General features: G+C 71.1%; 24 protein-coding genes and 1 pseudogene. 17 read left to right on the top strand and 8 right to left on the bottom strand.

The genetic code is table 11. The features are described from left to right. Window positions 1–41 precede the first annotated feature (41 nt). The 6 genes and pseudogenes from alaS (at window position 42) to WA670_RS18090 (ending at window position 7935) form a co-directional block, all read left to right on the top strand. Window positions 42–2705 (top strand): alanine--tRNA ligase, encoded by a 2664-nt coding sequence (gene alaS, locus WA670_RS18065; protein WP_037818976.1) that lies wholly within the window; start codon window positions 42–44, stop codon window positions 2703–2705. Next, window positions 2695–3195, top strand: a complete 501-nt coding sequence (gene ruvX, locus WA670_RS18070) for a Holliday junction resolvase RuvX (protein ID WP_037818975.1) — start codon at window positions 2695–2697, stop codon at window positions 3193–3195. The genes alaS and ruvX overlap by 11 nt, the downstream gene beginning before the upstream one ends. Then, entirely contained in the window at window positions 3192–5507 is a 2316-nt protein-coding gene (gene mltG, locus WA670_RS18075; protein WP_336158336.1) for an endolytic transglycosylase MltG, read from the top strand. The genes ruvX and mltG overlap by 4 nt, the downstream gene beginning before the upstream one ends. Then, window positions 5491–6357: a shikimate dehydrogenase gene (locus tag WA670_RS18080; RefSeq protein ID WP_336158337.1), complete on the top strand. Its 867-nt coding sequence runs from the start codon at window positions 5491–5493 to the stop codon at window positions 6355–6357. Before mltG ends, WA670_RS18080 begins: the two co-directional genes overlap by 17 nt. 44 nt (window positions 6358–6401) lie before the next feature. After that, window positions 6402–6965: pseudogene (locus WA670_RS18085) on the top strand (GrpB family protein); the annotation flags it as partial. 25 nt (window positions 6966–6990) lie between these two features. Next, window positions 6991–7935 carry a D-2-hydroxyacid dehydrogenase family protein gene (locus WA670_RS18090; RefSeq protein WP_336158338.1) on the top strand — a complete coding sequence of 315 codons (945 nt, stop codon included), beginning with the start codon at window positions 6991–6993 and terminating at the stop codon, window positions 7933–7935. Here the strand turns inward: WA670_RS18090 and WA670_RS18095 are convergent. From WA670_RS18095 to WA670_RS18115, 5 genes are all read right to left on the bottom strand, one after another. Further along, complete coding sequence (locus WA670_RS18095) at window positions 7932–9428, bottom strand: alpha/beta hydrolase (RefSeq protein ID WP_336158339.1); 1497 nt, start codon at window positions 9426–9428, stop codon at window positions 7932–7934. The genes WA670_RS18090 and WA670_RS18095 overlap by 4 nt on opposite strands. Continuing rightward, window positions 9425–10240 (bottom strand): serine hydrolase domain-containing protein, encoded by an 816-nt coding sequence (locus tag WA670_RS18100; protein WP_336158340.1) that lies wholly within the window; start codon window positions 10238–10240, stop codon window positions 9425–9427. Before WA670_RS18100 ends, WA670_RS18095 begins: the two co-directional genes overlap by 4 nt. A gap of 125 nt (window positions 10241–10365) precedes the next feature. Continuing rightward, window positions 10366–10635 carry an HPr family phosphocarrier protein gene (locus WA670_RS18105; RefSeq protein ID WP_037818967.1) on the bottom strand — a complete coding sequence of 90 codons (270 nt, stop codon included), beginning with the start codon at window positions 10633–10635 and terminating at the stop codon, window positions 10366–10368. A gap of 29 nt (window positions 10636–10664) precedes the next feature. Next, on the bottom strand, window positions 10665–11903 hold the full coding sequence (locus tag WA670_RS18110; RefSeq protein ID WP_238607453.1) for a PTS transporter subunit EIIC: 1239 nt from the start codon (window positions 11901–11903) through the stop codon (window positions 10665–10667). Further along, window positions 11900–12697 (bottom strand): GntR family transcriptional regulator, encoded by a 798-nt coding sequence (locus WA670_RS18115; protein ID WP_037818964.1) that lies wholly within the window; start codon window positions 12695–12697, stop codon window positions 11900–11902. Before WA670_RS18115 ends, WA670_RS18110 begins: the two co-directional genes overlap by 4 nt. Before the next feature lie 245 nt (window positions 12698–12942). Between WA670_RS18115 and WA670_RS18120 the strand changes: the two genes are divergently transcribed. After that, window positions 12943–13179, top strand: a complete 237-nt coding sequence (locus WA670_RS18120) for a glucose PTS transporter subunit EIIB (RefSeq protein WP_037818963.1) — start codon at window positions 12943–12945, stop codon at window positions 13177–13179. Further along, window positions 13176–13631: a PTS sugar transporter subunit IIA gene (locus WA670_RS18125; protein ID WP_037818962.1), complete on the top strand. Its 456-nt coding sequence runs from the start codon at window positions 13176–13178 to the stop codon at window positions 13629–13631. Before WA670_RS18120 ends, WA670_RS18125 begins: the two co-directional genes overlap by 4 nt. Before the next feature lie 48 nt (window positions 13632–13679). Here the strand turns inward: WA670_RS18125 and WA670_RS18130 are convergent, their stop codons facing one another. Next, complete coding sequence (locus tag WA670_RS18130) at window positions 13680–14099, bottom strand: Rieske (2Fe-2S) protein (protein WP_134666331.1); 420 nt, start codon at window positions 14097–14099, stop codon at window positions 13680–13682. A 104-nt stretch (window positions 14100–14203) separates the two neighbouring features. Between WA670_RS18130 and WA670_RS18135 the strand changes: the two genes are divergently transcribed. Then, window positions 14204–14605, top strand: a complete 402-nt coding sequence (locus WA670_RS18135) for a hypothetical protein (protein WP_167756583.1) — start codon at window positions 14204–14206, stop codon at window positions 14603–14605. Here the strand turns inward: WA670_RS18135 and WA670_RS18140 are convergent. Beyond that, window positions 14568–14984, bottom strand: coding sequence for a pyridoxamine 5'-phosphate oxidase family protein (locus WA670_RS18140; protein WP_134666327.1), 417 nt, complete (start codon window positions 14982–14984; stop codon window positions 14568–14570). The two genes, WA670_RS18135 and WA670_RS18140, sit on opposite strands and share 38 nt — an antisense overlap. An 82-nt stretch (window positions 14985–15066) precedes the next feature. Here WA670_RS18140 and WA670_RS18145 point away from each other — a divergent pair, with 82 nt between their 5' ends. The 8 genes from WA670_RS18145 (at window position 15067) to WA670_RS18180 (ending at window position 23681) form a co-directional block, all read left to right on the top strand. Next, complete coding sequence (locus tag WA670_RS18145; RefSeq protein WP_134666325.1) at window positions 15067–16011, top strand: AraC family transcriptional regulator; 945 nt, start codon at window positions 15067–15069, stop codon at window positions 16009–16011. Between the two features lie 506 nt (window positions 16012–16517). Continuing rightward, on the top strand, window positions 16518–17591 hold the full coding sequence (locus tag WA670_RS18150; protein ID WP_336158452.1) for a prepilin peptidase: 1074 nt from the start codon (window positions 16518–16520) through the stop codon (window positions 17589–17591). Window positions 17592–17640: 49 nt separating this feature from the next. Beyond that, on the top strand, window positions 17641–18828 hold the full coding sequence (gene aroC / locus WA670_RS18155) for a chorismate synthase (protein WP_037818955.1): 1188 nt from the start codon (window positions 17641–17643) through the stop codon (window positions 18826–18828). Then, window positions 18825–19349, top strand: a complete 525-nt coding sequence (locus WA670_RS18160) for a shikimate kinase (RefSeq protein ID WP_199818109.1) — start codon at window positions 18825–18827, stop codon at window positions 19347–19349. Before aroC ends, WA670_RS18160 begins: the two co-directional genes overlap by 4 nt. Window positions 19350–19873: 524 nt before the next feature. Beyond that, the gene (locus WA670_RS18165; RefSeq protein ID WP_336158341.1) at window positions 19874–20029 is read left to right on the top strand and encodes a hypothetical protein; all 156 of its coding nucleotides are present in this window, start codon (window positions 19874–19876) and stop codon (window positions 20027–20029) included. Window positions 20030–20037: 8 nt separating this feature from the next. Further along, window positions 20038–21153: a 3-dehydroquinate synthase gene (gene aroB / locus WA670_RS18170; RefSeq protein WP_134666321.1), complete on the top strand. Its 1116-nt coding sequence runs from the start codon at window positions 20038–20040 to the stop codon at window positions 21151–21153. Continuing rightward, window positions 21150–21581: a type II 3-dehydroquinate dehydratase gene (gene aroQ / locus WA670_RS18175; RefSeq protein ID WP_037818952.1), complete on the top strand. Its 432-nt coding sequence runs from the start codon at window positions 21150–21152 to the stop codon at window positions 21579–21581. The genes aroB and aroQ overlap by 4 nt, the downstream gene beginning before the upstream one ends. Before the next feature lie 609 nt (window positions 21582–22190). Then, window positions 22191–23681, top strand: a complete 1491-nt coding sequence (locus WA670_RS18180; RefSeq protein ID WP_336158453.1) for a beta-xylosidase — start codon at window positions 22191–22193, stop codon at window positions 23679–23681. On the opposite strand, the gene WA670_RS18185 is transcribed toward WA670_RS18180, so the two are convergent. Further along, window positions 23605–24222: a B-4DMT family transporter gene (locus tag WA670_RS18185; protein WP_336158342.1), complete on the bottom strand. Its 618-nt coding sequence runs from the start codon at window positions 24220–24222 to the stop codon at window positions 23605–23607. The genes WA670_RS18180 and WA670_RS18185 overlap by 77 nt on opposite strands. Window positions 24223–24232: the final 10 nt, after the last annotated feature.

Below are 24232 nucleotides of genomic sequence, written 5' to 3' on the forward strand. Positions count from 1 at the left end.
TTTCCCCGGCCGAAGCCGGGTTCCAGCACAAGGACGTACCCGTGGACACACACGAGATCACCGACCGTTTCCTGCGCCACTTCGAGAGCAGGGGCCACACGCGCGTGCCGAGCGCCCCGCTGATCCTCGACGACCCGAACCTGCTGTTCGTCAACGCGGGCATGGTCCAGTTCAAGCCGTACTTCCTCGGCGAGGCCCCGCCGCCCTACCCGCGCGCGACCTCGGTGCAGAAGTGCGTGCGCACGCCGGACATCGACGAGGTCGGCAAGACCACCCGGCACAACACGTTCTTCCAGATGGCGGGCAACTTCTCGTTCGGCGACTACTTCAAGGAAGGCGCGATCGAGAACGCCTGGGAGCTGATCACCAAGTCCCAGGACGACGGCGGCTTCGGCCTCGACCCGGACCGGATCTGGGCGACCGTCTACGAGAAGGACAGCGAGGCGGCCGGGCTGTGGCGCAAGCTCACCGGCCTGCCCAGCGAGCGGATCCAGGTCCGCGACGGCAAGGACAACTACTGGGACATGGGCGTGCCCGGTCCCGGCGGCCCGTGCTCGGAGATCTACTACGACCGCGGCCCGGCGTACGGCCGCGAGGGCGGCCCGGTCGCCGACGAGGACCGCTACATCGAGATCTGGAACCTCGTCTTCATGCAGGACGTCCGCGGCGACCAGAGCCCGAAGCTGGGCCACCCGCCGATCGGCGAGCTGCCGAAGAAGAACATCGACACCGGCATGGGCGTCGAGCGCGTCGCGACGATCCTGCAGGGCGTCGAGAACGTGTACGAGACCGACCTGGTGCGCCCGGTGATCGGCCGCGCCGAGGAGTTCTCCGGCCGCCGCTACGGCGCCAACCACGCCGACGACGTGCGCTTCCGCGTCATCGCCGACCACGCGCGCACCGGCGTGCTGCTGATCGGCGACGGCGTCACCCCCGGCAACGACGGCCGCGGCTACGTGCTGCGCCGCCTGCTGCGCCGCATCGTGCGCTCCACGCGCCTGCTGGGCGTGCAGGAGCCAGTGCTGCAGGAGTTCGCGAAGGTCGTCAGCCAGACCATGGGCCCGACCTATCCCGAGCTGGTCAGCGGGTTCGACCGGATCTCCGAGGTCGTGCGCGTCGAGGAGGAAGCCTTCCTCGCCACCCTCACCAGCGGTTCGCGCATCTTCGACCTGGCCGCGGCCGAGACGAAGAAGGGCGGCGGCGACGTGCTCGCCGGCGACAAGGCGTTCCAGCTGCACGACACCTACGGCTTCCCGATCGACCTGACGCTGGAGATGGCGTCCGAGCAGGGCCTGACCGTCGACGAGGCCGGGTTCCGCACGCTCATGGAGGAGCAGCGCAAGCGCGCCAAGGCGGACGCGGCGTCGCGCAAGAGCGGCCACGGCGACCTGTCCGAGTACCGCAAGGTGCTGGAGCAGCACGGCGAAACCGAGTTCCTCGGCTACACCGAACTGCAGGCGGACGCGAAGGTCGTCGGCCTGCTCGAGGACGGCCTGCCGGTGCGCAGCGTCGCCGCGGGCCGCAAGGCGGAACTGGTGCTCGACCGCACCCCGTTCTACGCCGAGAGCGGCGGGCAGATCGCCGACACCGGCGTGCTGGTCGGCGACGGCGTCGAGCTGAAGGTGCTCGACGTGCAGAAGATCGTGCCGGGCCTGTTCGTGCACCGCGTCGAGGTGACCCAGGGCGAGGTCGGGATCGACACCCGGCTCACCGGGTCGGTGGACGCGAACCGCAGGCTCTCGATCGAGCGCTCGCACTCGGCCACGCACCTCGTGCACGCGGCCGTCCGCGGCGCGTACGGCAAGCGCGCGGCGCAGGCCGGTTCGCTCAACGCGCCGGGCCGGATGCGGTTCGACTTCACCACGCCGGGCGCGGTGTCGGCCGACATCCTCACCGAGGTCGAGCAGGAAGTGAACGACTACCTGCAGACCGACGTCGAGGTGCAGAGCTACACCACCACCAAGGACAAGGCGCTCGAGCTGGGCGCGGTCGCGCTGTTCGGCGAGAAGTACGGCAACGACGTCCGCGTCGTCGACATGGGCGAGTACTCCCGCGAGCTGTGCGGCGGCACGCACGTCGGCCGGATCGGCCAGCTGGGCCTGGTCAAGCTGGTGTCGGACGCGTCGGTCGGCTCCGGCGTGCACCGCGTCGAGGCGCTGGTCGGCCCGGACGCGCTCAAGCACGTCCGCAAGGAGCAGCTGCTCGTGTCGCAGCTGGCGAACACGTTCAAGGTGCCGTCGGACGAGCTGCCCGGCCGGATCGAGGACGTGCTGTCCCGGCTGAAGAACGCCGAGAAGGAGATCGAGCAGCTGCGCACGCAGCAGGTGCTCGGCTCGGCCGGCGCGCTGGCGGACAAGGCGCAGGACGTCTCCGGCGTCTCGGTGGTCGCCGAGGTCGTGCCGGACGTCGACGGCAACGGCCTGCGCGCGCTCGCCTCGGACATCCGCGGCCGTCTCGGCGACCGCGCCGGGGTCGTCGCGCTGTTCGCGCCCTCGGGGGAGAAGGTGGCCTTCGTGGTCGCCACGACCTCGGCGGCGCGCGACAAGGGAATCGCGGCGGGCAAGCTCGTGCCGTCGTTCGCCGGGGCGATCGGCGGGCGCGGCGGCGGCAAGCCGGACATGGCCCAGGGCGGCGGCAGCAACCCGGCGGGCGCGGAGCAGGCCGTGACGGCGCTGCGCGCGGCGGTCGCGGACCTTGGCCGCTAACCCCCGGAGAGGCCCGGATCGGCCCGGCGAGTCCGATCCGGGGCGGGGCAGGCGGCTCGCGGTCGATGTCGGGTCTGTCCGGGTGGGGGTCGCGCTCAGCGATCCCGCCCCCGTGCTCGCGAGCCCGCTCGTTACCCTCTCCCGTGATGCGAAGGACGACAGCGATCTGGACCGGCTTGCCGATCTCGTCACCGAACACGAGGTGGTCGAGGTGATCGTGGGCTTGCCGAGGACGCTGGCGAACCGGCAGGGCGCGGCCGCGGACATCGCGCTCGCGTATGCGGACAAGCTCGCCGGGCGCGTGGGGGACGTGCCCGTGCGGCTGGCAGACGAGCGGTTGACGACGGTCACCGCGTCGCGAATGCTGTCCCAGCGGGGGGTCAAGGGACGCAAGCAGCGCGCCGTGGTGGACCAGGCAGCGGCAGTCGAGATCCTGCAAGCCTGGCTCGACGCCGCCGCCGCGCACCGCGCCCGGAAAGGCGACTCATGACCGACCCCCGCGGCCCCGGCAATCCGGGTGGCCGCCGTCGGCTGCGCAACCCCGACAACCCGGATGTGCCGGACCCCGCGGCGGGTACCGGCGCTCCCGGCGGACGGCGCAGGCGACGCGAGCCCGAAGACGAAGCACCTCCTCGCCGCGCGATGCCGGAAGGCATGCCGCCTGGCGAACGACGACGTCCGCGCGGCGACGTGCCGCAGCGTCCCGCGGAAGGACGCCGGCGCGCACCCGAGGGAACCCCTCGCCCCGCCGGCGAACCGCCCCGTCGCGTCGCACCGGACGCGATGCCTCCGGCCGAACCGCCCCGTGGCCCGGCCGCCGACGCTCCGCCGGCCCGGCGACGCCGTCCGGTCGCGCCGCAGGACCGGCCGAAGCGGTCGACGGAGAACTGGGACTTGCCGCCGCACGCGGCCGACGACCTTCCCCGCGCCCGGCCGCGCCGCATAACTCCGGACGAGGTACCGGTGGCCGGGAACGACCTGCCGCCCGCGGAGGCCGAGCCGCCCGCCGGTCGACGCCGTCGCCGCGACGACGTTCCGCCGGTCGACGCTCCGGCAGGCCGTCGTCGGCTTGAGGACGCGCCGCCGCCGGTCGATCCTCCGGCTGGCCGTCGCCGTCGCCGCGAGGACATTCCGCCGCCCGTTGATGTCGAGCCGCCGTCCGGCCGTCGTCGCCGGGACGATGTCGAGCTGCCCGCGGAAGCTGCCGCGCCTGGCCGTCGCCGGGCGCCGGAGATGCCGCCGCCCCCTCCGGTCCGGCGCGCTCCCGCTCCGCCGCCGGACGGCTCCATGCCGCCGGATCCCCGGTTCGCCGAGGCTTCGATGCCGCGCGATCCTCGGTTCGCGGACGCGTCGATGCCGCCGGACCCGCGGTTCGCCGAGGCTTCCATGCCGCGCGACCCGCGTTTCGCGGACGCGTCGATGCCGCGCGATCCGCGCAGCCAGCCGCCGCGCCGGCAGCCGGTCGAGCAGCCCACCGAAGTGATCCCGGCCGTGCCCGCCGCGGCGCACGAACCGGAGCACCCGGACGAGCAGCCGATCGACGGCCTCTTCGAGGACGAGTACGACGAATACGGCGAGTACGAGGACTACGACGAGGACTACGACGGCTACGACGAGGACGGCTACCCCGAAGACGGGGCCGAGCCGCCGGTCGACGAACCGCCCGCGAAGAAGCCCCGCAAGAAGCGCAAGCGCGCGATCGGCTGGATCGCCGCGGTGCTCGTGCTCGTCCTGCTCAGCGGCGGCGCGTATTTCGGGTATCAGAAGATCTTCGGCTACGCGGACTTCGACGGTTCCGGCGAAGGCGACGCGCTCGTGCAGGTCGAACAGGGCGACACGACGTCCGCGATCGGCGCGAAGCTCACCGACGCGGGCGTGGTCGCGAGTTCCCGGGCGTTCGTGAAGGCGGGCGCGGAAAACACCGCGCTGAGCAAGATCCAGCAGGGTTACTACCTGCTGCGCCAGCACATGTCCGGCGAGAACGCGGTCGACCTCATCACCTCGCCCGCCGCGCGCGTCGGGCGGCTGGAAATCCGGCCGTACACCCAGTTCGACGACATCACCCAGCCCGACGGCAAGGTCACGCCGGGCGTGTTCAGCCTGATGTCGAAGGCCTCGTGCGCGACTTTGAACGGCAAGAGCACCTGCATTCCGGTCGACCAGCTGCGCAAGACCGTCGCCGACGCCGACCTCAAGGCGCTCGGCGCGCCGGAGTGGGCGCTGGCCGACGCGGGCAAGGCGCTGAGCAAGGACAAACGGCTCGAAGGCCTGATCGCGCCCGGCGTGTACGACGTGAAACCCGGCTGGAGCGCGACCGAGCTGATCACCGACCTGGTGAAGCAGTCGGCCGATTCGATCCAGGCGGCCGGGCTCACCGCGCAGAACACCGGGCCGGGGAAATCGCCGTACGAGACGCTGATCATCGCGTCGCTCATCGAACGCGAGGCGATCAAACCGGACTTCGGCAAGATTTCGCGCGTGATCTACAACCGGCTCACGCAGCGCATCCGGCTGCAGCTGGACTCCACGGTCAACTACGTGCTGGACCGCCCGACGCTGCTCACCAAACCCGAGGACCGGGCGAAAGCGGGACCGTACAACACTTACGCCAACTACGGTCTCCCGCCGACGCCGATCGCGGTGCCCAGCATGGACGCGATCAAGGCCGCGGTCAGCCCGACCCCCGGCGACTGGGTGTACTTCGTGAAGTGCGAGAAGGACGGGCATTCCTGCTTCGCGGTCACGAACGACCAGCACAACGCGAACAGGACCCTGGCGGAGCAGCGTGGCGTCATCAAGTGACCGGCCGCGCCGCGCGGCGGTGCTGGGCAAGCCGGTGGCGCATTCGCTGTCGCCGGTGCTGCACCGCGCGGCGTTCGCGGCGCTGGGGCTGGACGGCTGGACCTACGACCGGGTCGAGACCGACGCCGACGAGCTGCCTGGCTTCGTCGACGGTCTCGGCCCCGAGTGGGTCGGCCTCTCGGTCACCATGCCGGGCAAGCGGGCCGCGCTCGACCACGCCGCCGAGGTCACTCCGCGCGCGGCCGCGGTCGGTGCGGCGAACACGCTCGTGCGGCGTCCGGACGGCTGGCTCGCCGACTGCACCGATGTCGACGGAGTGACCGGAGCCCTGCGCTACGCCGGCGGCTACTCGCCTTCCGCGAGCGACCAGGCGGTGGTGCTCGGCGCGGGCGGGACGGCTGCGGCCGCGGTGGTCGGATTGGCCACGCTCGGCGTCGCGACGGTGAGTTTGGTGGTGCGGGAACCGGCGCGGGCTTCGGAAACCGTGGACGCGGCCAAGCGCGCGGGCCTCGCTGTGGACGTGCTGCGCTGGTCCGATACGGACTTCGCGGACTTGGCGGACCGCACGGCGGTGCTGGTCAACACGGTGCCGCCGGACGCGGTCGTGCCGCATCTCGCGGAGCTGTCCCGGATCGGCAGTGTGCTCGACGTGATCTACCACCCGTGGCCGACGCCGCTGGCCGAGGCGGTCGAACAGCGCGGCGGACGGCTCGCGACCGGGCTCGACATGTTGCTGCATCAGGCTTTCGGGCAAGCGGAGCACTTCACCGGGCAACCGGCACCGCGTGCGGAAATGAGGGCGGCGCTGCGCGAGGCGAGCGGAAACATCCTGCCGCTGCCGATCTCCTGATATCCTGGCGGGCTGCTTTTCAGCCAGCAACAGGGGGAATCACGGTGACCAGGCAACAGTTCGGCGAGAAAGAAATCCAAGCGGCGTGGGTTGGCGAGGCACCTAAACTCGGCACCACTATCACGCTCGCCGAGTACGACCCGGAATGGCCGCGGCTCTACGAACGCGAGGAACAGCGGATCCGCGCGGCGCTCGGGGATCGCGTGCTCCTGCTCGAACACGTCGGGTCCACCTCGGTGCCGGGGCTCGCCGCCAAACCGATCGTCGACATTCTGCTCGAAGTGCCGGATTCGGACGACGAGGACGCGTACGTCCCCGACCTCGAAGCGGCGGGCTACCGGCTGGTGATCCGCGAGCCGGACTGGGAGAAACACCGCCTGTTCAAGGGTCCGGACACGAACATCAACCTGCACGTCCATTCGCCCGGCAACGGCCAGACCGAGCGCTACCGGCTGTTCCGCGACCGGCTGCGCAGCCATCCGGAGGAACTGGCGCTGTACCTGGCGAAGAAACGGGAACTCGCCGCGCAGGTCTGGGAGTACGTGCAGAACTACGCCGACGCGAAGAACGATGTGATCGACGAGATCATCGAGCGGGCGCGCAACGCCTGACCCGGGGGTTACGGTGGGCGGCATGAAGATCGCGATCCTCGACGACTACCAGAACGTGGCTCTCCAGTGTGCGGACTGGGAGCCGCTCGGGGCGGAGATCGAGGTGTTCACCGAGCCGTTCGCCGGGCCGGACGAGGTCGTCGCGCGGCTGGCCGGGTTCGACGTCGTGGTCGCGATGCGCGAGCGCACGCCGTTCCCGGCCGCGGTGTTCGACCGGTTGCCGGAGCTGAAACTGCTGGTCAGCACCGGCCGGCGGAACGCGGCGATCGATCTGGACGCGGCGAAGCGCCGCGGTGTCGTGGTGTCCGCGACCGGGGCTCTCGCCGCGCCGACCGTCGAACACGCGTGGGCGCTCATCCTGGCCGGTGCGCGCAATCTGCTGCTCGAGTTCCGTTCGATGCGCGAGGGCGGCTGGCAGGTCGGTCTCGGGATGGCGTTGCGGGACAAGACGCTCGGCCTGCTCGGGCTCGGCAGGCTGGGAGCCGAGGTCGCCCGGATCGGCCAGGCGTTCGGGATGAAACCGATTGCGTGGAGCCAGAATCTCACTCCGGAGCGGGCGGCCGAGCACGGCGTCACGGCAGTGTCCAAAGAGGACCTGTTCGCGCAGTCCGATGTTCTGTCAGTTCACTTGGTGCTGTCCGAGCGCACTCGCGGTTTGGTCGGTGCGGCCGAACTCGCCGCGATGAAGCCGACCGCACTCCTGGTGAACACTTCGCGCGGGCCGATTGTCGACGAATCGGCGTTGGTGGATGCATTGCGCGGCAAGAAGATCGCGGCGGCCGCCCTGGACGTCTACGACGTGGAGCCGCTGCCCGCGGATCACCCGCTGCGGACGTTGGACAACGCGATCCTGACGCCGCACATCGGTTACGTGAGCCGGGAAACGTACGAGATCTTCTACGGCGGCGCGGTCGAGGACATCGCCGCGTTCCAAGCGGGCGAGCCGATCAACGTGCTGAACGGCTAGGGGAACGGCCGGACCTCCGGCGGGTAGACCGTCCCTTCCGGAGACACCGTCAGATCGGTGAAATACCGTGCCATCGCTGCGGAAGCGGCTGTGCTGGGCACGTCGAGCGTGGTGTGTCCGGCACCGTCGACCACGACTACGTGACCGTCGCCGAGTTCCCGTGCGGTGGCCTGGGCGTTGGCAAGCGGGGTGACCGGGTCGTTCCGGTTGGCCAGGATCAGGATCGGATGCTGCCGCGGCCGGTTCCACGGTCCGAGGTACCGGTCTTCGTCCCGGGCGGGCCAGCCGACGCACTGCGCCATCGAAAACACTGGCGCGACACCGAAATACGGCTGCCGTTTCGCTTCTTCCGCAGCGAGTTGGGCGTACTTGGCGGTGTCCTGCGGCAGTTCGCTGTCCAGGCACTGCACCGCCAGGAACCCGGGCGAATGCGTCGGCACGCGCGGATCCAGCACGGGCACGGGGGAGACTGGCGACGACGGCACGAGCGCGGCGAGCGTCTTCGCCAGCCGCGGCCACCGGGACGACTGATACAACGCCCGGTCGATCGTTTCCATCAGCGACGCCACCGTCATGCCGCCGACCGGACCGTGCGTCAGCCGGTCGAACACCGCGGCGAATTTCTGCTTCAGGTCACCTCCGGCGAACGCGCATTTGCCCGGCCCCGCCGCGTTGCAGGCAGCGAAGAACGCTTCGAGTTCCTGTTGCTGGGCAGTCGCGACGTCGGCGCGCACGTCGACCGGTTTCTGCTGCTGGCCCGGCTGTCCGGTGGAATTCGCGACGAGGTCGAGCGTTCCGTCGAGGACCATCGCGCGCAGCTTGCCGGGGAACAGGTTCGCGTAGGTGCCGCCGAGATACGTGCCGTAGGAATAGCCGTAGAAGTTCAGCTGCTGCTCGCCCAGCGCCTGCCTCAGCAAATCCATGTCCCGCGCGACATTCGCCGTCGACAGGTGCGACAGCTCGGCACCGGTGCCAGCCGCGCACGCCTTGCCGACGGCCGCGCTGGCGGTCCAGAACGCCGCGCTGTCCCGCAGCGGCGAACCGGCGGCGGGCGGAGTCCCCGGGCACTGCACCGGGGCGCTGCCGCCGATTCCGCGCGGATCGAAGCTCACCAGGTCGAACTTGGCCCGCAGCTCTTCGGGATATCGCGGGCCGAACCGCATCAGCTCGCCGACGCCGTCGGTGCCCGGCCCGCCGAAATTGATCATCAGCGACCCGACGCGGTGCGCGGGATCGGTAGCGGGCATGCGGATCACCGAGAGATTCAGCTTCGCGCCGCCGGGTTCGCGGTAGCTCACCGGAACCGGTGCCGTCGCGCACTGGAAACCGCCGTGACACGGTGCCCAGTTGAGTTTCGGTGCCGCGGCCCCGTTGGTGCCCAACGGAAGTGGCGCGTCCGGCGCGGGCAATGCTTGGGGCGCTTGGGTTTGCGCGGCCGGTGCGGAACAACCCGCGACGAGCAGCAGAGCGGCCAGCGCCCACCGGAGTCTCACGCGGAGAGTTCCGCCAGTACGGCGTCAGTGAACGGCGGCCACACTTGCGCCGCCCACGGCCCGAACGAACGGTCGGCGAGCGCGACGCAGGCGTGTCCCGCTTCCGGGTCCACCCACAGGAAGGTGCCGGACTGCCCGAAGTGACCGAACGTGCGCGGCGAACTGTTCGCGCCCGTCCAGTGCGGGCTCTTGTGGTCGCGCAACTCGAAGCCGAGGCCCCAGTCGTTCGGCTTCTGGTGCCCGAAGCCGGGCAGTACGCCGTTCAGCCCGGGGAACGCGATTTCCGTGGCCGCACTGAGGGTTTCCGGCGCGAGCAGCTTGGGCGCCTGCAGTTCCGCGGCGAACCGGAGCAGGTCGTCCAATGTGGACACCGCGCCCGCGGCGGGGGAGCCGTCCAGCCGGGTCGACGTCATGCCCAGCGGTTCGAAAAGTGCTTCCCGCTGGTACTCGGCGAAGGCGATGCCGGAGTGCTCGGCCAGCGCGTCGGCGAGTTCCTCGAACCCGGCGTTGGAGTACAGCCTGCGCGTGCCCGGCTCGGCCATCGCCTTGTGCGCGTCGAAGGCGAGCCCGGAGGTGTGCGCGAGCAGATGCGCGATGGTGGAGCCTTCCGGCCCGGCAGGCGTGTCGAGTTCGACGACGCCCTCTTCGATCGCGATGTGCGCGGCGTAGGCGGTGAGCAGTTTGGTGACCGACGCGAGCCGGAACGGGCGGGCCGGGTCGCCGTGGCGTCCGCGCACCTCGCCGGAAACGGAGACCGCCCCGGCCGCGGCGTTGTCCACTGGCCACTCGTCGATCAGGCGCAGACTCTCCATGCCCGCCAGCGTAATAGGACCCGCCGCCGGGCTGTTCCGCAGTGCCCTGACGCGAACGAACCGTGCGGGGCTCCGGAAGTCCGGGAGCCCCGCACGGTTCGTGTTTTCCCCGTGGAGCGGTATCGCTACTGAGCGTCGAGATCGGTGGCGACCAGCTCGGCGACGGCCTCGACCGCCGCCTCGGCACCGTCTCCCTCGGCGCTGATGACGACCTCGTCGCCGTACGCGGCGGCGAGGGTCATCAGGTTGAGGACGCTGCCGGCGGCCACCGGGTCGCCGCCGTCCTTGGCGATCTGGACCGCGACGGGCTGGGCCGCGGCCGCCTTGGCGACCAGTGCGGCCGGCCGGGCGTGCAGCCCCACCTTGCTGGCCACGGTGACGCGTTTCTCCGGCATGGTGTACCTCTCTTGCTTTTTCTCGGGTGTTACTTCGCGGCCGTGCGCTCGAGGTCGCCCTCGATCGAGTCGTCCTCGCGGCCCGGCGTGCGCAGGTTGAACTTGGTGATCACGACGCGGAACACGACGTAGTAGATCACGGCGAACACGAGCCCGATCGGGATCAGCAGCCACGCCTTGTGCGCGGTGTCCAGCGACGAGTTCAGCGCGAAGTCGATCGCGCCGCCGGAGAACGAGAAGCCGAGGTGGATGCCCAGCGCGTTGCAGACCGCGAGCGAGACGCCGGTCATCACCGCGTGGAAGATGTACAGCGGCCACGCGACGAACATGAACGCGAACTCGATCGGCTCGGTGACGCCGGTGATGAAGGCGGTGAGCGCGGCCGAGATCATGATGCTGCCGACGAGCTTGCGCTGGCCGGGACGCGCGGTGTGCACGATCGCGAACGCCGCCGCCGGGAGGGCGAACATCATGATCGGGAAGAACCCGGTCATGAACGCGCCGGAGCCCTGCACGTGGTGGAAGAAGTTGGTGAGGTCGCCGCCGCCGAAGATGAACCACACCGGCACGTTCAGCAGCTGGTGCAGGCCGATCGGGATGAGCAGGCGGTTGAGCAGGCCGTAGATGCCGCCGCCGAGGACCGGCGAGCCGACGACGGCCTCGCCCGCCGAGGTGATGCCCTGGTCGACGTACTTGAAGAGCAGGCCGAAGATCACGCCGAGCACGATCATCGCCAGCGCGGTGATGATCGGCACGAACCGGCGGCCGCCGAAGAAGGCCAGCCAGGACGGCAGCTTGATCCGGTGGTAGCGCTGCCACAGCAGGGCCGCCACGATGCCGGACACGATGCCGGTCAGCACGCTGTAGGGCCAGTGGATCGGCGCGAGGTCCCAGCCGGGCTTGTAGCCCTGCTGGCTCTTGATCGGGGCGATCGCCTGGATCACCTTGTTGAACACGACCCAGCCGATGACGGCCGCGACGGCGGTCGACCCGTCGCCCTTGCGGGCGAAGCCGACCGCGATGCCGATCGCGAAGATCAGCGGCAGCCAGTCGAAGATGCCGCCGCCCGCCGCGCCGATCACGTCGGCGGCCTTGCCCCAGTTCAGGCCGTCCTTGCCGAGGACGTCGTCCTGGCCGAGCCGGTTCAGCAGACCGGCCGCGGGCAGCGTGGCGATCGGCAGCATGAGGCTGCGGCCGAAGCGCTGCAGCCCGGCAAGGCCGCCGCCCTTCTTCTTCCCGCTGGCCCCAGCCGCGGTGGTGGCGCTCATCGGATACCTCCATTGTGGGGTTGGTCGCCGGAACCCGGGGAGTTCCGGTCCAGCTGCATGGTCACCTGGTAGTGGTCGCCCCGGTACCAGGACGTCATGTCCTCGACCGGTTCGCCGCCGGAGCTGGAAACCCGGCGGAACACCAGGAGCGGACTGCCGGTGCGCATGCCGAGCAGGCGCGCCGTTTCGCGGTCCGCGGATTCGGCCCACACCGTCTGGTACGCCTGGTCCGGCCGGAGCGAGAACGCGTCGGCAAGCTGGGCGTACAGCGAACGGGTCAGGTCGAGGTCGAGCAGGCCGGGAGTCCGGCCCGCGTGGTACCAGCCGCGCTCCACGGCCAGCGGGACGCCGTCGGCGCGCCGCAGCCGCACGAGCCGGTGCGCCGCCACGCCCTCGGCGAGGCCGAGCGCGTGCGCCGAAGTCACCGGCGGGACCTCGGTCGAGGTCGAGATCACTTCGGTGGTCGGGGTGAGCCCGCGCCGGCGCATGTCGTCGGTGAACGACATCAGGTACACCTGCAGTTCCATCCGCCGGGCGGCGGTGAAGGTGCCCTTGCCCCTGACCCGGGCCAGCAGTCCTTCCTCGACGAGCTTCCCGATCGCCGAGCGGACGGTGAGCCTCGAAACGCCGTAGTGCTGCGCGAGCTCTCGCTCGGACGGGATCGGCGAGCCCGGCGGGAGCTCGCGCTCCACCAGGCGGCGCAGGATCTCCCGCAGCTGGGCGTGCTTCGGGGTCGGCCCGTTGACGACGCGGTCGGCGGGGTCGGACGGCGGAATGTGCGCGGCCGCACTCATCTCGGTGTCACCCTCCCTCGCTTCTCGCGCACCGGGGCCGGTGCTCGCGTCCGCGCCGGAAGATTGGTACGTTCCGGTCTAGACCAATGATCTGATGGGGCAGGATGCTCCGCAGCGCGAGCAGGTGTCAACCACCGTTATCCGTTCGTGGCCGGGCTCGCTCGGCAACGTGGCAAACGGCGTAGTAATGGTGGCGGAGCGCACCTGTTCCAGGTGGAAAACCAACGGGATACGAGGAGGCCGCGATGGCGGATGACAGGCCGGAAAAGATTCTCGCGGCGCTCGGCGGCGCGGACAATCTCGTCGAGATCGAGGGCTGCATCACGCGGCTGCGGTGCGAGATCGAGGACATGTCCTTGGTGGACGAAGCCGCGCTGAAGTCGGCCGGCGCGATGGGCGTCGTGAAGATGGGCTCGGCGGTCCAGGTCATCGTCGGCCCGGAGGCGGACACCATCGCCAGCGACATCGAGGACTTGATGTGAGCCTGCCGATCCTGAGCCCGGTCGCCGGCGAGGTCGTCGCGATCACCGAGGTGCCGGACCCGGTGTTCGCCGAGGCGATGGTCGGCCCCGGCATCGCGGTGAAGCCGTCCGGCGGCCGCGCCGACGCGGTCGCCCCCGTCGACGGGACCGTGGTGACGCTGCACCCGCACGCGTACGTCGTGGCCACTGAGGACGGCCGCGCGGTGCTCGTGCACCTCGGCATCGACACGGTCAAGGAAAAGGGCGAGGGGTTCACCCTGCACGTCGTCAAGGGCGAGAAGGTGCGGGCGGGCCAGCCGATCGTGGGCTGGGACCCGGAGGCGGTCGCCGCCAAGGGCTACTCGCCGATCGTCCCGGTCGTCGGGCTCGACGCGTCCGCCGACGTCCTCGCCGGCCTCGAAGGCGGCCGCACGGTCGCCGCCGGGGACGAGCTTTTCACCTGGAACGATTGAGCCGAACGCCCTTTGTGGACGGTGAGCGTCCACAAAGGGCGATTCCGGTCATGCGGAGACGATGTCCCCGTTCTGGATCTTCACCGCCACTGTGGCCAGTGGCGTGCTCGCCGGTCCCTGCTTCACCGCGCCGGTCAACGCGTCGAATACCGAACCGTGGCAAGGGCAGCGCACCTGGCCGTTCTGCGGCGGGTTCACTTCGCAGCCTTGATGCGTGCAGACGGCGCTGAAACAGACGACCTTCCCCGCCGTCGGCTGCGCGACGACCACGTTGTCGCCGTTCATCAGCTTCGCGTATTTCGCTTGTCCCACCGGCACTTCCGCCAGTGCGATCACCTTCCCGCCCGGCTTCGGCGGGGCCGACTTGGGTTCTTGGCCCCCGGCCCCGCACGCGGCGAGGGTGACGGTGCCCGCGACGGTCGCCCCGCAGGCGAGGGCGGCGCGGCGGGAGTGCAGTTCGGCAGTCATGCCCAGTGCAACGAACCGCGGCGGTCCGAGTTGCCCGTGAACCGCCGCGGCCTTCCGTGCGTGTAGTCCGTATCCGGCTTTCCGCACGGAAGGAGACGCCCATGCTGACGACCTGGATGCGCGCACTCGGCGCGGCTGGCCTGGCGGGCTCGGCGGCGATCCACTTCTATCTGTATTGGGGTAGCGGCTACGCGGACATCCCGGTGGTGGGGCCGCTTTTCCTGGTGAACGGCATCGCTGGCGTGGTGATCGCGATCGCGCTGCTCGCCTGGCGGCATTGGCTGCCAGCGTTCTTCACGCTGGGCTTCGGCGGCGTGACACTGCTGGCGTACCTGCTGTCGGTGACGGTCGGCTTCTACGGCGTGCGCGACCAGTTCAACAGCCAGTACGAGTACTGGGGCGTGATCACCGAAGCGGTGTGCGTGGTCTGCGGTCTGGTGCTGCTGGTGCGGGAGGTCCGAGGACGGGTCAGAACGCGTAGCGGTGCACTTTCTCCGGGTGAATGACGATCCGGACCTGCGGCAGCTCTTCGAGGATTTTGAGCCCGGCCGTGCCCTCGTCGGTGCTGAGGTCCCAGTACCGTCCGGCGAGCCTGCGGGCGAGGTCGTGCCCGCCGTCTTCCTCGATCGTGACCCGCCCGGCGACGGACACCCAGCGCTCCGGTTCCCCGACCGGAGCCGCGACGACGATCGACGCGCGCGGATCCTCGCGCAGCTGGCGGATCTTCGCCGAGTCCGGCGCGGTGAACAGCTGGATCGTCCCGTCGTCGGCGGCCTCGAACCACACTGGCCGCGGCTGCGGCGGCCGCGGTCCGGCGGCGACGGTCAGGAAGCCGTGCAGGGGACGGCGGAGGAACTCGAGATCATGGTCGGTCAGCGTGCTCATGGCTGGGATTTAACCGGGCTTTCTCGGACGATCCCATAGGCGATACGCCGGATTGCCTGTCCATTCGTCTAACCTCGGGCAGGTGGATGCCTTCAGCGATTTGATCCGCGGGGTCCGGGCGCACGGCTCGTTGTTCGGCTGCACGGCCCTGTCCGCGCCGTGGTCGCTGCGCTTCGTGGACGGCCCTCCGCTGACCCTGTGCACGCTGTTGAGCGGCGAGGGCTGGATCGTGCCGGAAGACCATCCGCCCGAGCTGCTGCGCGCCCGCGAGACCATCCTCGTCCGCGGCCCGTTCTCCTTCGTGGACCGCCTGGACACCCCCGCCGCCCCCGTCGAATGCGGCGAGTTCTGCGCCACCCCCGACCAGGGCGGCACCCGGCACCACCTGGGCTGGAACGACCCGTACTACGGCGAAACCAACCTGATCGTCGGCGCGTATCCCGGACACAGCCGCAGCCGCATGGCCGCGCTGCTGGACGCACTGCCGGTAGTGGTCCGACCGCCTTCCTCGGACGCGGAAGACCCGGTGCTCGATCACTTGGCCGCCGAACTGGCCGTCGACGCGCCCGGTCAGCAAGTCGTCCTGGACCGGCTCCTGGACTGGATGCTGGTCTGCCTGCTGCGCGACTGGTTCGACCGCCCAGGCGGCACCCCGCCGCCGTGGTGGGCAGCCCAGCGAGACCCGGTGGTGGGCGCCGCGCTACGTCTCCTGCACGCGGACCCGGCAGCCCCGTGGACGGTCGTCACACTGGCCGCCCGCGCCGGAGTTTCGCGGTCCACCCTGGCTAAACGCTTCGCGGACCTGGTAGGGGAGCCGCCGATGACGTACCTGACCCGATGGCGGATGACCCTGGCCGCGGACCTCCTGACGGAACAGCCGTCAATGCCGATCGCGGAGGTGGCCTGCGCGGTGGGCTACTCGGACGCGTTCGGCTTCAGCGCGGCCTTCAAACGCTTGCGGGGCGTCAATCCGTCGGGATACCGGCGGGCTTTCCTGGCTGGGGAGTTGGTTTCTTCCCACGCCTGATTTTCGGCGGGCTGTGGCTTCTGCCCCGGCTGATGCTTTCCCCACTGCCGATCTCGGCGAGGTTTTGGCTTCTTCCGCCCGGCTGATGCGTTTTCCCACGGCTGATCTCGGTGGGGCTGTTGTTTCGTCCGCCCGGCTGATGCTTTGTCCCGCGGCTGGTCTCGGGGCTTTGGCTTTTTCCGCCCGGCTCATGCTTTCCCACGGCTGACCTTGCTGAGGCGTTGGCCTCTTCCCCCGGCTGATGCTTTTGCCCACGGGCTGATCCCGGCGGGGCTGTGGCTTCTCCCCTCCGGCTGATGCTTTTCCCACCGCTTTCCTCGCCGAGGCTCTGGCTTCTTCCCCCAGCTGATTCTGCCTCTGTCGAGTGAACCTTCCGGCGTGTCGCGCACGAGGGGTCCCCTCGCGCAGTGGTTTGTTTGCCCTGGTCCAGGCGGTGGCGACAGGCTGGTCGCATGGTTTTGACAGCAGTGCTCGCAGCCGGGGCGGTGGTCCCCGTGCTGCTGGTGATGACGAAGAAAGCCGGTGCCCCAGTCTCCGCAGTGCTGGGCATCACCACCGCCGTGGCGGCAGTCGCCGTAGCCGCGTCCCGCGCCGACGCGGGCGCACTCCCGGCTTGGTGGCTCCCCGTGGCGTGGCTGGTCTCGGTGCTCGGCGTACCCCTCGCGCTGGCGGACGCCCGGCACCGCCGTCTCCCAGACGTCCTGACCCTGCCCGCTTACCCCGCCATCGCCCTGACCCTCACCCTCGCCGCCCTGAGCGGCGGAGGCTGGCGCTTGGCCGCTGGCGCCCTCCTGGGCTGCCTGCTGTTCGGCGGAACACACCTGATCGTCCACCGACTGTCGGCGGGCGGCCTCGGCCCAGGGGACGTGAAACTGGCCGGGTCCTTCGGCGCTGTCCTAGGCGCAGTCGGCGGAATGGCCCCAGCGGTGGCGGCGGTCCTGGCGGCGCTGGTGAGCGTGGCGGCTTTCGTGCCGATGTGGCTGACGCGCCGGATCCGTCAACTGCGCGGGTCCGCTCGACTGCCCGCGTTCGCTCCGCCGTTGTCCGCCACCCCGACGCCTCCGCCCGTCATTGATCCGACCGTCGTACCATCGCTCCGCTCCGAAGCCGAAGGAGGCCTCCACGAGCCCACGCCGAGCCAACCCGACTCCCCGCCCCTAGCGGCCGACCCTGCCCAGCCGTCTACGCCGACTGCCACTCCGTCCACGCTCACGGACTCCGCTACTGCCACTCCCTCCGCGCCGACCAATGCCGCTCCCGTGCCGCGCGCTCCCGTTGCCGCGCCGTCTGGCTCGGCCTCCACGTCAACCGAGCCCGCTCTCGTGCCGAGGCCCGCCTCGTCCTCACCGCCGACCGGCCTCGCTTCCGCGCCGCCCGCTCCCGCTACTGCGCCGACTGCTCCAGCCCCCACGTCAACCGGCGTCGCCCTCCCGCCGAGGCCCGCCCAATCCGCACCGCCGCCCGACCCCGCCCCCTCCCGAATCCGCGCCGGCCCCCTCCGCGTCCCCTACGGCCCGGGCTTGGTTCTGGCCACCTGGGCGTGCGCGGTCTTCCCAGCCGCTGGAACGGGCATCGCCTGAGGCCAGGGGCTCTGCCAGGCCGCCGGACGCGCCGTGACAGGATTGGCCGGTGCTGCGCTGGATCACCGCTGGAGAATCGCACGGACCCGCCCTCGCCGCTGTGCTCGAAGGGCTGCCTGCCGGGGTGGAGGTGACGACCTCGGACCTCTCCGCGCAGCTCGCGCGGCGCCGGCTCGGGTTCGGCCGCAGCCCCCGGATGGGCTTCGAGACCGACCAGGTCCAGTTCCTCGGCGGGGTCCGGCACGGGGTCACCCAGGGCGGCCCGATCGCCGTCCAGATCGAGAACGCCGAGTGGCCCAAGTGGGAGAAGGTCATGGCGACCGATCCGGTCGACGAGGCTGAACTCGCCGGGCTTGCCCGCAACGAGCCGCTGACCCGGCCCCGCCCGGGGCACGCCGACCTGCCCGGCATGCAGAAGTACGGCTTCGACGAGGCCCGTCCCGTCCTGGAGCGCGCCAGCGCTCGCGAGACGGCCTCGCGGACCGCGCTCGGCACGGTCGCGCGGAACTTCCTGCGGCAGCTGCTCGGGGCCGAGGTGCTGAGCCACGTCGTCTCCATCGGCGGCGCGGACGCTCCCGACGGCCCGCTCCCGCAGCCGGGCGACCTCGCGGCGATCGACGAGAGCCCGGTGCGCGCGTTCTCGGCCGAGGGGACCGAGGCGATGGTCGCCGAGGTCGACGCGGTGCGGAAGGCAGGCGACACCGTCGGCGGCGTGATCGAGGTGATCGTCTACGGGCTGCCGCCGGGCCTCGGCTCGCACGTGCACTGGGACCGCCGTCTCGACGCGCGGCTCGCCGGCGCGCTCATGGGCGTGCAGGCGATGAAGGGCGTCGAGGTCGGCGACGGCTTCACCACCGCCCGCCGCTGGGGAAGCCAGGCGCACGACGAGATCGACCGCGGCACCGGACCGGTCGGCGTCACGCGCCGGTCGAACCGCGCGGGCGGGCTCGAAGGCGGCATCACCAACGGCGAACCGCTGCGGGTGCGCGTCGCGATGAAGCCGATCTCGACCGTGCCCAAGGCACTGTCCACAGTGGACGTCCGGACCGGCGAGCCAGCCGTGGCGATCCACCAGCGTTCCGACGTGTGCGCAGTGCCGCGCGCGGGCGTGGTGCTGGAGTCGGTCGTGGCGCTGGTCGTCGCGGACGCGGCACTGGAGAAGTTCGGCGGCGACTCGCTGGCCGAGACCCGGCGCAACGCGCAGTCGTACTTGAAGGCGCTCGAGGAGCGCTGGTGAGCCCGCGCGCGGTCGTCATCGGACCGCCGGGCTCGGGCAAGAGCACGGTCGGCCCGCTGCTGGCCGCCGCGCTCGGCGTGTCCTTCCGCGACACCGACGACGACATCGTCGCCCGCGCCGGCCGCGCCATCTCGGACATCTTCGCCGACGACGGCGAACCCGCCTTCCGCGCGCTCGAGGAGGAAGCGGTCGCCACCGCCCTCGCCGAACACGACGGCGTCCTCTCCCTCGGCGGCGGCGCCCCGCTCACCCCCGGGACCCGCGCGCGACTTCAGGAGCACACGGTGGTCTTCCTGAACGTCGGGCTCGCCGCGGGCGTGCAGCGCACCGGGATGTCCAGCGCCCGCCCACTGCTCGCCGGCATCAACCCGCGCGCCACGTTCAAAGCCCTGCTCGACCAGCGGCTGCCGGTGTACCGCGAGGTGGCGACCGTCGAGATCGAGACCGACAAACGCACGCCAGAAGAGGTCGTCGCGGCCGCGGTCGCCGCCCTCGAACCCGACCGGGTCCGCGAACAGTGACCCGCCACCGGCCCGGACCCAGCCAGCGGAGCCAGCCCGGCCCCGCCTGGCTGACTGCGCCGAGCCGACTGCGGTTCGCCGGGTCGAGCTGGATCGGTCGGCCGGATCCGCTGGCTCTGCCGGAGATCGGCCAAGGGAGCCAGCCCGGCCCCGCCCTTCTGGCCGCGCCGAGCCAACCGCGGCCCGCCGGGTCGCGCCGGATCGGTTGGCCGACTCCGCAGTCCCTGCCGGAGATCCGCCAGTGGAGCCAGCTCGGCCTCGCTCGGCTGGCCGTGCCGAGCCGACTGCGGTTCGCCGGGTCGCGCCGGATCGGTTGGCCGAGTCCGCTGGCCCCGCCGAGCCAACTGCGGTCGGCCGAGTCGAGCCGGACCGGCTGGCCGGTTCGATGGCCCTGCCGGACAATCGGTCAGCGAGGTCCGAGCGCGGCTGCCCGGTCGGCCGCGCCGAGCCGCGTTGCCGGAGACCGGTCTGCGGGCCTGCCTTGGCAGGTCAGCCACGCCGAACCGCGCGCCGCGGGCCGAGTCGTGCCGACCGGTTCGCCGGATCTGCTGGCCTCGGCCGTCCCCGCCGCGGACCAGCATCCCACCGCCAGCCACCCCGTCCGCACCAGCCTCGGCCGCACCCAGCCGATGCCGTTGAGTCACCACCCCGCCCAGGACCTCCCGGTCCGGGAGCAGTGAGGAGAACCGTGTCCGCCACCCCGCCCGTCCGGATCCGGGTCGCCACCGCGCAGCCGTACGACGTGCTCGTGGGGCGCGGCCTGCTCGGCGAACTCACCGAGCAGCTCGCCGACGCGTCGAAGGTCGCGCTGATCCACCCGCCGACGCTCACCGCCACCGCCGAGGCCGTTCGCGACGAGCTGGCCGCGGCCGGGCTCGACGCGCACCGCGTCGAGATTCCCGACGCGGAGGACGGCAAGGCGTTCTCGGTCGCCAGTTTCTGCTGGGAGGTGCTCGGCCGGATCGGGCTGGACCGGCGCGGCGTGGTCGTCGCGCTCGGCGGCGGGGCGGTCACCGACCTCGCCGGGTTCGTCGCGGGCACCTGGATGCGCGGCGTCCGGCTGGTGAACGTGCCGACGACGCTGCTCGGCATGGTCGACGCGGCGGTCGGCGGGAAGACCGGCATCAACACCGAAGCGGGCAAGAACCTCGTCGGCGTCTTCCACGAGCCCTCCGCCGTCCTGGTCGACCTCGCGACGCTGGAATCCTTGCCGCGCAACGAACTCGTCGCCGGCATGGCCGAGATCGTCAAGACCGGTTTCATCGCCGACCCGCGCATCCTCGAACTGATCGAGGCCGACCCGGAGCAGGCGCTCGACCCGACCGGCGACGTGCTCGCTGAACTGGTCCGCCGCTCGATCCAGGTGAAGGCCGACGTCGTCGCGGCCGACCTGCGCGAGTCCGACCTGCGCGAAATCCTCAACTACGGCCACACCCTCGGCCACGCCATCGAACGCCGCGAGCGCTACCGCTGGCGTCACGGCGCGGCGGTCAGCGTCGGCCTGGTGTTCGCGGCGGAACTGGCCCGCCTCGCCGGACGCCTCGACGACGCCACCGCCGACCGCCACGCCTCGGTGCTCAAACTGATCGGCCTGCCCACCGCCTACGACCCGGACGCGCTGTCGCAGCTGCTGGAAACCATGAAGGGCGACAAGAAAACCCGCTCCGGCGTGCTGCGCTTCGTCGTCCTCGACGGGCTCGCCAAACCCGGCAGGCTGGAAGGCCCCGACCCGTCGCTGCTCGCCGCCGCGTACTCGGCGATCGCGGCCGAGCCCTCCGGAAACGGCGGGAGCGTGCTGCTGTGAAGACGTTCGTGTTCAACGGCCCCAACCTGGGCCGCCTCGGCAAACGCGAGCCGGATGTCTACGGCTCCACCACTCATGACGACCTCGCGCAACTGTGCGTCTCGACCGGCCAGGAACTGGGCCTCGACGTCGAGGTGCGTCAGACCGACCACGAGGGCGAACTGGTCGGCTGGCTGCACGAGGCCGCCGACGCGGGCGCGCCGGTCGTGCTGAACGCGGGCGCGTGGACCCACTACTCGATCGCCGTCCGCGACGCCGCCGCGCAGCTCACCGCACCGCTGATCGAACTGCACATCAGCAACGTGCACAAACGCGAGGAATTCCGGCACCACAGCGTGCTTTCCGACATCGCGACCGGGGTGATCGTCGGCCTCGGCGTGGACGGTTACGGGCTCGCGTTGCGCTGGATTGCCGCGCACGCGTCCTGACTTCGCGGCGGGAGCTTCGGGACCGGCGTGATCGCTGGTTTGGGGCGGATGGTCACGGGCTCGCGTTGCGCTGGATTGCCGCGCACGCGTCCTGACCTCCCCGCGGACCCCCGCAACCTGCGGGATAGCTGGTTTTGGGGCGGGTAGCCAAGGGCTCGCATTGAGCTGGATTGCGGTGCACACGTCCCGACCTCGCGGCGGGAGCTGTGACGAGGTGGTTTCGGGCGCACGGCGGGCTTTCGTGCATCGCGACCGGCGGGATCGCTGGCGTTGAGGCGGATGGTTGCGGGTTCGTGTTGCGCTGGATTGCCGCGCGCTCGTCCTGACTTTGCGGCGGGGCGGTTCAGGCAGCAGGGCGGGCTTTCAGAGACCCCGCGCCCGCAACAACCGCCAGACTTGGCGCGGACAGCCATGCCCCGCCCGACGCCAGGCAGCCACCCCAGGCCAGCGGGCGAAAGACCACCGCGCACCAGCCGAAAAGCAAGCCCCCGGTAAACCCGCCGTCTGACCGGCGGATGCGCGACGTGGTTCACCCATCCGGTGCCGCTGTCGCTACACTCGGCGATCATGCACCCGTTTCGTCGTGGGGGTCGGCGACCCGTGCGTCAGCTGCTCTCGCTGCTGATCGCCGGATCCCTCGTTTCCGGGTGCAGTCAGACGTTGGCGCAGCCGCAGGCCGAGGGCACCGGGCACGGCGGCATCGCGGGCGGGGCACCGCAAACTCCCAAGGATCCGCCTCGGGCGGCGGACGTCGCGCTCGCCGCGGGGGCCAGCAGGCAGAGCGGCGGCGTCGTGGCGGCCGGGGCCGCGGACGCGTCCTACAACTACGGCCCCACCGTGATGGTCGAGAACGGCCGCACCCGGATCTGGTGGTGCAGCCAGTACAGCAGCGCCCCGCCGCCGGGGGACGACATCCTCTACGCCGAAGGTCCCTCGGCCGACGGACCCTTCACCGGGCCGGGCGGCGGCGCGCCCGCGGCGGTCCTGTCCGGCGCGCCCGGCAACTTCGACGGCATGCACACCTGCGACCCGTCCGTGCTGCGCGTCGGCGGCACCTACTTCATGTACTACACCGGCGCGGCGGGCGACCACGCGCTCGGCAACGCGATCGGCATGGCCACCAGCCCGGACGGCATCCACTGGACCCGTTCGAACGGCGGCAAACCGATTCTCGGCGCGTCCCACGACGTCCACCGCGCCAACGTCTACGGCGCCGGCCAGCCCTCGGTAGTCTTCCTCGACGGCTGGTACTACCTGATGTTCACCGACACCACCGGCCGCGCGGCGGGGTGGAACGGGGCGGGCCAGTTCGTGATCCGGGCGCACGACCCGGCGTTCCGCGAGGGCGTCGAAGCCTTGGGGGAGAAGGGTTTCGAGCCCACCGCGACCACCGCCGCGCCGCGGACCCGTTCGGTGGTCGACGCGTTCAGCGTCGACCTGGAGTGGGTCGGCGCGCTCGACGCCTTCGCCATCGCGCACGAAACCGCGGACGGCACCACGATCACCTTCTGGGACCGCGATTTCACGATGCAGCCGTACAAACCGGTCGTGATCCCGGGCGCGTGGAAGGAAGGCCCCGGCCTCGTCCGCCGTCCCGACGGGCACGCGCCGACGTCGGTCAGCGACCCGTGCGACCTGGTTTCGCTGGACGTCGTGCGCGCCACCGAGATCGGCCCGTCGGGCGCGCCGACCGGGCTGAAGCACTTCGGGCTCGACGTGAAGGGCGCGGGCGGCTGCTCGACCCCGGCGCGCAGCACGGCGACCTTCGACGGCGTCGCGATGCCCTCGCCGGACCGCATGATCGACCTCTACCGCCGCGGCGAGCGGATCCGGATCGACCGGCGTTCAGTCGCCGAGGTGCTCGCCGGGGAACTGGTGAACCGGCCGTTGCCGCAGGTGCCGGAGGTGCCGGTGAAAACCCGCCTGCGTTCGGGGGCGACCGTCGTGCACGCGTACGGCCGCGGCTACGGCATGGTGCTCGACGGGCAGCTTTACGGCCTGCCGGACACGACGATCGTGTCGCTCAACGGTTCCGGGGTGCAGGAGATCGACCCGCAACAGTGGGACGGCGCCGCGCGCGGTTTGCCGCTTGGCGGCTGACCGGAGACGGCTTCGGCTTCTCGGCCGGCGGCTTCTCCTCCCGCGGGGCCGGGCTCGGCGGGAGTTCGAGTTCGCCGGAACGGCTGCCGGTGCCGTCTTCGTCCTCGTCGTCGGGCTCCGGCTCGCAGTCGGCATCGGCGTCCTCGGCCGGACGCCGGATCCGGCCGCCGACGAACAATCCCAGCCCGGCGGGCACCAGTACCAGCAGCGCGGAGAACGCCGCCCCGCCGGTGAGCGCGGCGCGCAGTTCGGAAACCCCGGTCTGGTCGACGAAAATCGCCCGCCCGATCACGTACAGGATGCCCGAGCACACGCCCGCGACCAGGGAGGCGATGAACCACGCGCGCCCTCTGTCGCGCAGGCCGCGCCAGCCGTCGATCGCGCTCCACAGCGCCGCCACGCCGACCAGCACGGCGATGGCGAGCGACGTGAACAGCGTCTGGCCGGTCGGGTGGAACACGGACCACTTGGCGAGCAGCGTCATCGCGGCGGCGTGCACGACCGCCATGACCAGCCCGCGCGTCAACCAGGCACCCAGCATGGACGGAGTG

Source organism: Amycolatopsis sp. VC5-11 (assembly GCF_037034185.1).
GTDB lineage: Bacteria > Actinomycetota > Actinomycetes > Mycobacteriales > Pseudonocardiaceae > Amycolatopsis > Amycolatopsis nivea.

What these genes read in the sequence shown, in the direction of transcription:
- mltG (WP_336158336.1), top strand. Translation starts at nt 3,192, where the DNA reads ATGACCGACCCCCGCGGCCCCGGCAATCCGGGTGGCCGCCGTCGGCTG.
- WA670_RS18090 (WP_336158338.1), top strand. Translation starts at nt 6,991, where the DNA reads ATGAAGATCGCGATCCTCGACGACTACCAGAACGTGGCTCTCCAGTGT.
- WA670_RS18100 (WP_336158340.1), bottom strand. Translation starts at nt 10,240, where the DNA reads ATGGAGAGTCTGCGCCTGATCGACGAGTGGCCAGTGGACAACGCCGCG.
- WA670_RS18105 (WP_037818967.1), bottom strand. Translation starts at nt 10,635, where the DNA reads ATGCCGGAGAAACGCGTCACCGTGGCCAGCAAGGTGGGGCTGCACGCC.
- WA670_RS18110 (WP_238607453.1), bottom strand. Translation starts at nt 11,903, where the DNA reads ATGAGCGCCACCACCGCGGCTGGGGCCAGCGGGAAGAAGAAGGGCGGC.
- WA670_RS18115 (WP_037818964.1), bottom strand. Translation starts at nt 12,697, where the DNA reads ATGAGTGCGGCCGCGCACATTCCGCCGTCCGACCCCGCCGACCGCGTC.
- WA670_RS18120 (WP_037818963.1), top strand. Translation starts at nt 12,943, where the DNA reads ATGGCGGATGACAGGCCGGAAAAGATTCTCGCGGCGCTCGGCGGCGCG.
- WA670_RS18130 (WP_134666331.1), bottom strand. Translation starts at nt 14,099, where the DNA reads ATGACTGCCGAACTGCACTCCCGCCGCGCCGCCCTCGCCTGCGGGGCG.
- WA670_RS18140 (WP_134666327.1), bottom strand. Translation starts at nt 14,984, where the DNA reads ATGAGCACGCTGACCGACCATGATCTCGAGTTCCTCCGCCGTCCCCTG.
- WA670_RS18150 (WP_336158452.1), top strand. Translation starts at nt 16,518, where the DNA reads ATGACGAAGAAAGCCGGTGCCCCAGTCTCCGCAGTGCTGGGCATCACC.
- WA670_RS18185 (WP_336158342.1), bottom strand. Translation starts at nt 24,222, where the DNA reads ATGCTGGGTGCCTGGTTGACGCGCGGGCTGGTCATGGCGGTCGTGCAC.